Here is a 10,053-nt window from a genome sequence, read left to right as displayed (position 1 = left end):
CGGTGACGATATTCGGATGATCAAGCTCGGCAGCGAGATTCGCCTCGCGCTCGAACCGGGCCCGGTAATGCTCGTCATGCGATAGATCCGCGCTGAGCACCTTCAACGCGTCGAGCCGCCGCGGGAACATCGGGTCCTGCACCAGGTAAACAGTGCCCATCCCACCACTGCCGAGTACCCGAATGATCCGATAGCCGCCCACGACGGTGCCGGGCTGCAACGGCATTCACGTCCTCCTCATGCTGCCGGGATCCCGACTTCTCGAATGTAGCAATGTTCCCCGGACCCGGCCCGGCCTCAAATGTGACCGTAGGCGAGTAGTTCGTACTGCGCCGACAGACGCTGGTGCAGGTCCTGGGACTGTTCGGCCCAGACCTCGGCCATATAGTGCGAATACGGCAGGTAGCAGACGTATTTCGCGCCCGCGACATTGTCGTTCTTGACCTGCAGGCAGTGGGCGGTCGCCAGGCCGGGCGGCGGATCGACGGGCTTGTAGCGGTCGGCCAGCTCGTCCACGAAGGCACCGATGAGGCGTTGCGCGCCCGCGGCATCCTTGGTCCGGTAGATCCCGCTGAGCCCGTGCGCCACCAGATCTACGCCGGCGTCGTCGAAGGCGCGTTTCGAGGTCGCCGGGCGATCGTCGAGGGTGAGGGCGGCGTGCGGCGAGTACACGCCCTCGGTGCCGCGCGAATCGCCCCGGGCCGGCGGCAGGGTGCGGCTGAGCAGGTCCTCCGGATCGGCGGCCAGGCCCGCGAGCCCGGAGATCGGGGTGGGCTGGAAGCCCTTCATGGATTCGATGGTGCGGTCCAGGGTCTTGCGGGTCGCCTCGAGCAGCGCGGCCGGTCCCTCGGGCACGGTGAGCTGATCCTCGGCCCAGATCCAATACAGGTAATCGTCCTGCGCGTACAGGGTATTCACGGATTCCAGATTGGTGAGGACCGATTTCGCGGCCGGGTATCCCGGCACCGTCAGCGGACCCTTGTTCGGATACTCCGGATCGTCCCGGCTCACCAGGAAATTCGCCGCGGCGGCGGCCTGCGCGGGTTGGGTGAACCGCAGGACCGTGATCTCCAGTTCGAGCCCCAGCGACACATCCTGCCGATGCCGTCCGCTGGTCTCCCAGCCGGCGATCAGCCCCGGCGCCCCGTCATTGAAATTGTCGATGCCCATCGGCGGGTAATCGGCCGTCACCCCGTGCCCGCCTCCGCCGATCACCAGCCGGTCGTCGATCTCGTACACCAACGGCACATGCTCGGCCATCCGAATCGATTCCCGCACCAGATCACCCACGGTGATATCCGGCCTCCTACCGGTGATGGTCCGCGGCACCACCGGATAGTTGCCCGGATCCAGCAGTGAGACATCGACGGTCGGAACCTTGGCCGCGGGCGCGGTGGGCGGGCCGTCGCTCCCGCCGCAGGCCGCCGCCAGCGTGGTCGCCAAGGCCAGCAACAGAATTCGGCCGGAGAATGATCGCGCGCTACCCATGATCGCTATCCGCTCCTGGCCAGCATCGAATACTGCGCCGCCACCCGCTGCGCGAACGAGGCCGGTTCGCCGCCGCTGAACTGAGCGACCGCGCCGATCACCGCGACATACCGGCCGTACACCACCGCGCACAGATAGCTGATCCGCCGAATCGGTTCGGGCTCATCCAATTTCAGGCACGAGGAGTCCGGCAGTCCCGGCATGTTCGGCAGCACGTCGTCGTCACGGCCGGGTTTGGTCAGCGCCGCCTGGAGCCCGAAGGCCGCGGTCAGATCCCTGGTGCGGTACACGATCGCGCCATTGCGGGCCACGAGATCGACCCCCGCCGCCGTGTACGCCTTGCGCGCGGCGACCGCGTCGCGCTCGTAATGCAGTGCTCCGGCGGGGCTGTAGATTCCGCCCTGCGCGGAGCTGAATCCGTCCTCGTCGGCCTGGTCGTACTTGTTGGGCAGCGTCATGCGCAGCAGGCCGTCCGGATCGGCGCCGAGATCCGGGATGTCCTCCAGCGGAGTCGGTTTCAGATCGGTCAGCTTGGCGAGCTGGGCTTGCAGCATGGCCTTCAGTCGTTGCCCGAGCGCCGTCGGGTCGGCCTGCGGAATCACCGCGTGCCCGAGGATCGCGTACACCCCGTGCGCCGCGAAGATCTGCCCGCGCGCGTCACTGACCGACGAGGCGCGCGCGTCGAGCCCGTCGATCGGAATCGAGTGCAGCCCGGGCTCGGCCAGGGCATCGGCGAACCCGTCGCTGGCGGCCTTGGCGGCCTGCTCGGTCGGAAATCGCATGAGCGCCAGGGTGATGTGCTTGCGGGCGCGCACGCTGTTGTTGTTGCGCCAGATGTAGGCGCCCGCGATCAGCCGCTGCTGCTGGACGATCGGCAGCCAGCTCTTGGGGAAGGGCGCATCGGTGCCGAGCGGATCGTCGGGGTCGCCGAAATTGAGCTCGGAGGTGTCCAGGGTGCGGGCCCCGCCCAAAAACGTGACATCGGAATCGATTTCCTCCGGACTCGCCAGGTAGGTGAACATCCGCCGCGACTCGATCCGATACACGTCCTCGGGCAGGCCGTAGTTCGGGTCGTAGTCGATGGGGGCCGAAGGATACGGTCCCACAACCAGTTTCGGCCAATCCGGCGCCGTCATCCCGGGCATCGCATGCCCCGGAACCGTGGACGAGGCCAGCGCGACGGCGAACGCCGCCACCGAGGCCATCACGACGATCACCAGCAAACCGGCACGCCACCTGCGGAATTCGCGAATTCGTCTCACCCGATCACCTGCTCGTCACCAGCACGTACTCGGCCGAGGTCATCTGGTACAGCACCACCACATTGGACGCGCCGACCTGCACGTTGTACCGGTCCACGTGAAATGTGCACTGGTGGAACATGGTGTAACCGTTCTTCACGATCGCGAAGCAGCCGACATCGCCGGGGAATCCCGGTGGCGGCGCGATCGCCTGGTGACCGTCCTCCGGATTGCGCACCGGATCCCACTTGTCCCACAGCGCGGCCGCGGCCTTCCCGGTCCTGCTGTGGAACACCAGGGCGTCGCCGTAGCCGACCTGGTCGATATCGCCGATGGTCAGGAAGTCGAGGTCGGTGCCGTCCAGGCTCTGGATCGCGCCGCGGCCGGTATAGGCCCCGTCGGGGTCCGGGCGCATCGGCAACTGGGGATTGGAGGGGAGAGTGCGCCCGAGGATGCCGTCCGGATCCAGCGGCATGTGCTCGAACTTGTCCGCGGGCGTCGGGGTGAACTTCTCCAGCAGCGGCAGCGCCACATCGAGCATGCGCTCGGTGCGCCCGGTCATGTCGGGCAGGTCCGGCGCGGCGGCCAACTCGTCCACGATCTTGATGAAGACGACGTAGCGGTCGTGCACGGTCCAGGAGCCCAGCGAGGCCACATTGGGCCGCCAATGTGCCTTGCTGTCAGGGTATTTCGGCAGCGCAACCGGACGGTTGTCAATGTTGTAGGTGAAGTCGTCCTGCTCGAGCGTCGGCCCGACCTCCGCCGCGCGCCCCGCGTCGGGCAGTTCCAGCACCGCGATGCTGAGCTTGCGATGCTTCTCGTCGTCGTCGCTGCCCGAGCACCAGGTATTGACCCAGCCGCCGCGCAGATCATGGGCGACATCGTCGAAGGTGTCGTTGATCAGGATGTCGCCCAGGCCCTTGTGATTGGTGACCAGATGCGAGCGCACACCGTTGGAGCACTCGTAGGTGTAGTCCCGATCCGACTCGAACGGCAGCGCCACATAATCCGAGAGCCGCTGCGATTCGCGGATGCGGGATTGCTTGTCGGTCTTGGCGTTTCCCACCACGCGCGGGGTGGTCTGATAGTTGCCGACCTCGAGGCTCGCGGGATCGGTCTGCTGCCGCACCGGCGTGCCCGCGACGCTGGTGGTGCAGGCCGTCACGGTGGCGAGCACGAGCGCGGCGAAGACCCACAACGGCGTGCGCAACCACGACCGAAATGGCATGCGCGACGCGATCGCTCTCACCAAGCCCCTCCTCCCGGCCCGGATTTTACCGTCGCCCAACACTTCTCGCGCGCCTTTGCGTGACGGCGCTGTGGCATCGGACACGATCCCGCGGCGATCCGGACGCGGCCGCGTCTCGGTATGCGGGACCCGCCCGCCGCGCCGCGGAGCTACCGGTCGTTAACAAGTCGGCGAATTCGGTGGTCGGAGCGCCGCAACCCTCACCGGCAGGGATGTATCGCGGTGATTAACACAAATTCGCAAGCGCCGCGCCCGGTCTGTGAAGATTGCACCGAACGGGACTTCGATGCCCGAACCGTATCCGCGGGCAGGTACCTTCTACGCATGTTCTCCAAAGTCCTGGTCGCCAACCGCGGCGAGATCGCCATTCGCGCCTTCCGCGCGGCCTACGAACTCGGCATCGGAACAGTGGCGGTTTTTCCGTACGAGGACCGCAACTCCGTGCACCGGCTCAAGGCCGACGAGGCCTACCAGATCGGTGAACCCGGCCACCCCGTGCGGGCGTACCTGTCGATCGAGGAGATCATCAAGGCCGCCAAGACCGCGGGCGCGGACGCCGTCTACCCCGGTTACGGCTTCCTGTCGGAGAACCCGGACCTGGCCGCCGCCTGCACGGCCGAGGGCATCACCTTCATCGGCCCGTCCTCGAGCGTGCTGGAGTTGACCGGTAACAAGGCGCGCGCCATCGCCGCCGCCAAGGCCGCCGGGCTGCCGGTGCTGCGTTCGAGCGAACCGTCCTCGGATGTGGACGCGCTCATGGCCGCCGCCGAGGAGATGGAGTTCCCGCTCTTCGTGAAGGCCGTCGCCGGTGGCGGCGGGCGCGGTATGCGCCGCGTCGCCGATCCGGCCCAGCTGCGCGAGTCCATCGAGGCCGCCGCGCGCGAGGCCGAATCCGCCTTCGGCGACGCCACCGTCTTCCTCGAGCAGGCGGTGGTCAATCCCCGCCACATCGAGGTGCAGATCCTGGCCGACCAGCACGGCAATGTCATGCACCTGTTCGAGCGCGACTGTTCGCTGCAGCGCCGCCACCAGAAGGTGATCGAGCTCGCGCCCGCGCCGAATCTGGATCCCGCACTGCGCGAACGCATCTGCGCCGACGCGGTGGCCTTCGCCAAGGAGATCGGCTACTCCTGCGCCGGCACCGTGGAATTCCTGCTCGACGAGCGCGGCAATCACGTGTTCATCGAGATGAATCCGCGAATCCAGGTGGAGCACACGGTGACCGAGGAGATCACCGATGTCGACCTGGTGCAGTCGCAGCTGCGCATCGCGGCGGGGGAGACGCTCTCGGACCTGGGGCTGAGCCAGGACGCCGTGCGGATTCGCGGCGCGGCGCTGCAGTGCCGCATCACCACCGAGGATCCGGCCAACGGCTTCCGGCCCGACACCGGCCGCATCACCGGCTACCGCTCGCCCGGCGGCGCGGGCGTGCGCCTCGACGGCGGCGCGAATGTCGGCGCGGAGGTCGGCGCCTACTTCGACTCCATGCTGGTCAAACTGACCTGCCGCGGGCGCGATTTCGAGACCGCGGTGGCGCGGGCCCGGCGCGCGGTCGCCGAATTCCGCATCCGCGGCGTGACGACCAACATCCCCTTCCTGATGGCGGTGCTGGACGATCCGGACTTCCGCGCGGGCAAGGTGACCACCTCGTTCATCGACGAGCGGCCACAGCTGCTCACCCTCAAGAGCTCGGCCGACCGCGGCACCAAGATTCTCAACTACCTCGCCGACGTCACCGTGAACAAGCCGCACGGCTCGCGGCCGACCAAGGTGTACCCGCACGACAAGCTGCCCGCGCTGGACATGACCCAGCCCCCGCCGCCCGGCACCCGGCAGAAGCTGCTGGAACTCGGGCCGGAGGGCTTCGCGCAGTGGCTGCGCAACCGCGAAGGTGTGGCGGTCACCGACACCACCTTCCGTGACGCGCACCAGTCGCTGCTGGCCACCCGGGTGCGGACCAACGGTCTGCTCGACGTCGCCGGGCACGTGGCGCGGATGACGCCGGAACTGCTGTCCATCGAATGCTGGGGCGGCGCAACCTATGACGTCGCGCTGCGGTTCCTGTTCGAGGACCCGTGGGAGCGCCTGGCCGCGCTGCGCGAGGCCGTGCCGAACATCAACCTGCAGATGCTGCTGCGCGGGCGCAACACCGTCGGATACACGCCCTACCCCGAGAAGGTCACGCGCGCTTTCGTTTCCGAGGCCACCGCGACCGGCATCGACATCTTCCGCATCTTCGACGCGCTCAACAATGTCGACCAGATGCGCCCGGCCATCGACGCGGTGCGCGAAACCGGCACGGCCCTGGCCGAAGTCGCCATGAGCTACACCGGCGACCTGTCCAACCCGAACGAGAACCTCTACACCCTCGACTACTACCTCAAGCTCGCCGAGGAGATCGTCGACGCGGGGGCGCACGTCATCGGCATCAAGGACATGGCCGGACTGCTGCGCGCGCCCGCCGCGCACACGCTGGTCAGCGCGCTGCGCCGGGAATTCGACCTGCCCGTGCACGTGCACACCCACGACACCCCGGGCGGCCAGCTGGCCACCTACCTCGCCGCCTGGCAGGCCGGGGCGGACGCGGTCGACGGCGCGTCGGCGCCCATGGCGGGCACCACCTCTCAGCCCGCGCTGTCGGCAATCGTTGCGGCGGCGGCGAATTCGCCCTACGACACCGGGCTGGACCTGCAGAACGTGTGCGACCTGGAGCCGTACTGGGAGGCGCTGCGAAAGGTGTACGCGCCCTTCGAGTCCGGGCTGCCGGGCCCGACCGGCCGCGTCTACCACCACGAGATCCCGGGCGGGCAGCTGTCGAACCTGCGGCAGCAGGCCATCGCGCTCGGACTGGGCGACCAGTTCGAGGAGGTCGAGTCCAAATACGCCGCGGCGGACCGGATGCTGGGCCGCCTGGTCAAGGTCACCCCGTCCTCCAAGGTGGTCGGCGACCTGGCGCTGGCGCTGGTCGGCTCCGGCGTCGACGTCGAGGACTTCGCCGCCGACCCGGCCCGCTACGACATCCCGGATTCCGTGATCGGCTTCCTGCGTGGCGAACTCGGCACCCCGGCGGGTGGCTGGCCCGAGCCCTTCCGCACCCGGGCGCTCGAGGGCCGCGGCCCGGCCAAGCCGGAGACCCAGCTGACCGCCGCCGACGAGGCCGGGCTCAACGGCACCTCCGACGAGCGCCGCGCGACCCTGAACCGCCTGCTGTTCCCCGGCCCCGCCGCCGAATTCCTCGCCCACCGCGAGAAGTACGGCGACACCACCGGACTCTCGGCCAACCAGTTCTTCTACGGCCTGCGCCACGACGAGGAACACCACGTCCAGCTCGACAAGGGCGTCACCCTGCTCATCGGCCTGGAGGCCATCTCCGAACCCGACGAGCGCGGCATGCGCACGGTCATGTGCATCCTCAACGGGCAGCTGCGGCCGATCACGGTGCGCGACCGGTCCATCGCCAGTGAGGTGCCCGCCGCCGAGAAGGCCGACAAGACGAACGCGGGCCATATCGCCGCGCCGTTCGCCGGTGTGGTGACCCTGGCCGTCTCCGAAGGCGATTCGATCGCCGCCGGCGACACCATCGGCACCATCGAGGCCATGAAGATGGAGGCCGCCATCACCGCACCGCGCGCCGGTACCGTCCGCCGCGTGGCCATCGCCAAGGTGCAGCAGGTCGAAGGCGGCGACCTCCTGGTCGACGTCAACCTCAACGAGACCGCCGCCGAATGACCCGCATCGTGGCCGGAACCGCCGGGGGCCGACGCCTACGCGTCCCCCCGGCGGGCACCCGCCCCACCTCCGACCGAGTCCGCGAGGCGTTGTTCAGCCTGCTGCACGCCCGCATGGATTTCGACGGCCTCCACGTCCTCGACCTCTACGCGGGCTCCGGCGCGCTGGCCCTGGAAGCCTTGTCCCGCGGCGCATCCCACGCGCTGATGATCGAATCCGACCGCAAGGCCGCCACCATCATCCGAGGCAACATCGGCGACCTCGGCCTCCCCGGCGCGGAACTCCGCCAGAACTCCGTCACCAGCGTCCTCTCCGGTACCCCGCCCGAGCGCTACGACCTCGTCTTCTCCGACCCGCCCTACGCCCTCGAAGTCTCCGACGTCGAATCCGACCTCCGCGCCCTCGCGGAAAACGGCTGGCTCCACGACGACGCCCTCATCGTCGTCGAACGCTCCACCCGTTCCCCCGAAATCACCTGGCCCAAGGGCTACACCCACCTCAAATCCCGCGACTACGGCGAAACCCGAATCGACCTCGCCGAATTCGAAGGCTGACCACCGACGGATTTCGCGACTCCCGCTGGTCTGAATACCGACAGGAACGGACCGGAGTAGGGAGTATGCGATGTCTGAAACTGATCGGACGGCTGTGGTGACCGGCGCGAGCCGCGGATTCGGGCGGGGGATCGCCGCGGCGCTCGTCGGCTCGGGGATGCGGGTCGTCGGGGTGGCGCGGGGCGCCGAGGCGCTCGAGGAAGTGCGCGAGGAACTCGGGGACCGGTTTGTCCCGGTGGTCGCCGACGCCACCGAGGAAGCCGTGGCGGAGAAGGTCATCCGGGTGTACCGGCCGGAGTTGCTGGTGCTCAACGCGGGTGCACCGCCACACCTGGCGGCCATTCACGAACAGAGCTGGGAGACGTTCAACCGCAACTGGGAGACCGATACCAAGCACGCGTTCGTGTGGATCAAGGCCGCGTTGACGGAGCCGTTGAGCTCGGGGAGCGCCGTGATCGCCATGTCGAGCGGGGCCGCGGTCAAGGGGTCACCGCTGAGCGGCGGGTACGCACCGGCGAAGTCGGCCATCCGGTACATCCGGACGTACGCCGCGGAGGAATCGGAGCGGGCGGGACTCGGAATTCGGTTCGTGGCCTTGCTGCCTCAGCTGACACCGGCCACCGGGATCGGCGCGGACGGGGTCGCGGGGTACGCCGCGCGGCAGGGGATCGACGTGGAAACCTTCATCGCCGGGATGCAGCCGGTGCTCACGCCGGAGCAGGTCGGCAAGGCCGTCGTCGAAGTCGCGGGCGATCCGGCCAGCGCGGCGGAATACTTGGTGAGCGGCGCCGGGCTGCGGCAGATCGGCTGAGGCGGCGCGATCATGAAGACCAGCGCACCCGTGGGAGCGGATATGGCCGCCGACATCGCCTCCGGCACCGACGTGCCGTCCGAGCGGGAATTCGCGGCGCTCACCACACGGTATCGGCCGGAGTTGCTCGCGCACTGTTACCGGATGTTGGGGTCGGTGCAGGATGCCGAGGATCTGGTGCAGGAGACGTATCTGCGGGCTTGGCGGGGGATCGGCGGGTTCGAGGGGCGGTCGTCGGTGCGGCACTGGCTGTACAAGATCGCGACCATGGCTTGTCTGACGGCGCTCGAGGGGCGGGCGCGCAGGCCGTTGCCGTCGGGATTGGGTGCGCCGGAAGATGACCACCGGGTGACGGTCGCGGGGCGGGAGCCCTCGGTGCCGTGGTTGCAGCCCGCGCCGGACGCGCTGTTCGGGTTCGATGATCCGGCCGCGATCGTGGCCGGGCGGGCCGGAGTGCGGCTGGCTTTCATTGCGGCACTGCAACTTCTGCCCGCCCGGCAGCGCGCGGTGCTCACCCTGCGGGATGTGCTGGCGTTCCGGACCACCGAGGTCGCCGTCATGCTCGACACGACGGCGGCCGCGGTGGACAGCGCGCTACGGCGGGCGCGCAGCCGGCTGGCCGAGGCGGGACCGGTGCAGGAGGATCTGGCCGAACCCGACGAGCGAGCCCGACGCCGGTTGCTCGACGGCTACGTCGACGCGTTCACGCGCGCCGACCACGCCGCGCTGCTCGAGCTGCTGCGCGCCGACGTCGAGATGGAAATGCCGCCCATCCCAACGTGGTTCACCGGTCGCGAGGCCGTGCACGGGTTCCTCACCGCCCGCATCGTGCGGCCCGGACTGTGGCGCTTCGTCGCGACCCGGGCCAACGGCCAGCCCGCGGCCGTGGTCTACAAGCGCGCGGGAGATCGCTACGAGGCGTACGGAATTCAGGTTCTGACCTTGATCGGAACCCGAATCGCCCGCATCACCTCGTTCAAC

Annotated in this window: 7 protein-coding genes and 1 pseudogene; 4 read left to right on the top strand and 4 right to left on the bottom strand. The window is 68.7% G+C overall.

Translation table 11 applies throughout. The features are described from left to right. The 4 genes and pseudogenes from ON43_RS24290 to ON43_RS24275 form a co-directional block, all read right to left on the bottom strand. A pseudogene (locus ON43_RS24290) lies at window positions 1-226 on the bottom strand (serine/threonine-protein kinase); the annotation flags it as partial. A 71-nt stretch (window positions 227-297) separates the two neighbouring features. Beyond that, window positions 298-1,488: a DUF7373 family lipoprotein gene (locus ON43_RS24285; RefSeq protein WP_040811072.1), complete on the bottom strand. Its 1,191-nt coding sequence runs from the start codon at window positions 1,486-1,488 to the stop codon at window positions 298-300. A gap of 5 nt (window positions 1,489-1,493) precedes the next feature. Continuing rightward, window positions 1,494-2,750 (bottom strand): DUF7373 family lipoprotein, encoded by a 1,257-nt coding sequence (locus ON43_RS24280; RefSeq protein ID WP_157514164.1) that lies wholly within the window; start codon window positions 2,748-2,750, stop codon window positions 1,494-1,496. A 4-nt stretch (window positions 2,751-2,754) separates the two neighbouring features. After that, window positions 2,755-3,978, bottom strand: coding sequence for a DUF7373 family lipoprotein (locus ON43_RS24275; RefSeq protein WP_245568723.1), 1,224 nt, complete (start codon window positions 3,976-3,978; stop codon window positions 2,755-2,757). 324 nt (window positions 3,979-4,302) lie between these two features. On the opposite strand from ON43_RS24275, the gene ON43_RS24270 reads away from it, so the two are divergent. The 4 genes from ON43_RS24270 to ON43_RS24255 form a co-directional block, all read left to right on the top strand. Then, window positions 4,303-7,707 carry a pyruvate carboxylase gene (locus ON43_RS24270; protein WP_040811069.1) on the top strand — a complete coding sequence of 1,135 codons (3,405 nt, stop codon included), beginning with the start codon at window positions 4,303-4,305 and terminating at the stop codon, window positions 7,705-7,707. Further along, window positions 7,704-8,261, top strand: coding sequence for a 16S rRNA (guanine(966)-N(2))-methyltransferase RsmD (rsmD, locus tag ON43_RS24265; protein ID WP_040811068.1), 558 nt, complete (start codon window positions 7,704-7,706; stop codon window positions 8,259-8,261). The genes ON43_RS24270 and rsmD overlap by 4 nt, the downstream gene beginning before the upstream one ends. A 70-nt stretch (window positions 8,262-8,331) precedes the next feature. Next, the gene (locus ON43_RS24260; protein WP_040811067.1) at window positions 8,332-9,072 is read left to right on the top strand and encodes an SDR family oxidoreductase; all 741 of its coding nucleotides are present in this window, start codon (window positions 8,332-8,334) and stop codon (window positions 9,070-9,072) included. 12 nt (window positions 9,073-9,084) lie between these two features. After that, on the top strand, window positions 9,085-10,053 hold a 969-nt coding region (locus ON43_RS24255; protein ID WP_063712611.1), incomplete at its 3' end, for an RNA polymerase subunit sigma-70.

Origin of the sequence: Nocardia concava NBRC 100430, assembly GCF_000308815.1 — a bacterium.
In the GTDB taxonomy this organism is placed as follows: domain Bacteria; phylum Actinomycetota; class Actinomycetes; order Mycobacteriales; family Mycobacteriaceae; genus Nocardia; species Nocardia concava.
The sequence above is the reverse complement of the archived record's forward strand: the minus strand, read 5'-3'. Positions and strand labels throughout refer to the sequence as shown.

Bases quoted from the DNA above. Each gene is read 5' to 3' on its own strand.
- ON43_RS24285 (WP_040811072.1), bottom strand. From the start codon at position 1,488: ATGGGTAGCGCGCGATCATTCTCCGGCCGAATTCTGTTGCTGGCCTTG.
- ON43_RS24270 (WP_040811069.1), top strand. From the start codon at position 4,303: ATGTTCTCCAAAGTCCTGGTCGCCAACCGCGGCGAGATCGCCATTCGC.
- rsmD (WP_040811068.1), top strand. From the start codon at position 7,704: ATGACCCGCATCGTGGCCGGAACCGCCGGGGGCCGACGCCTACGCGTC.
- ON43_RS24260 (WP_040811067.1), top strand. From the start codon at position 8,332: ATGTCTGAAACTGATCGGACGGCTGTGGTGACCGGCGCGAGCCGCGGA.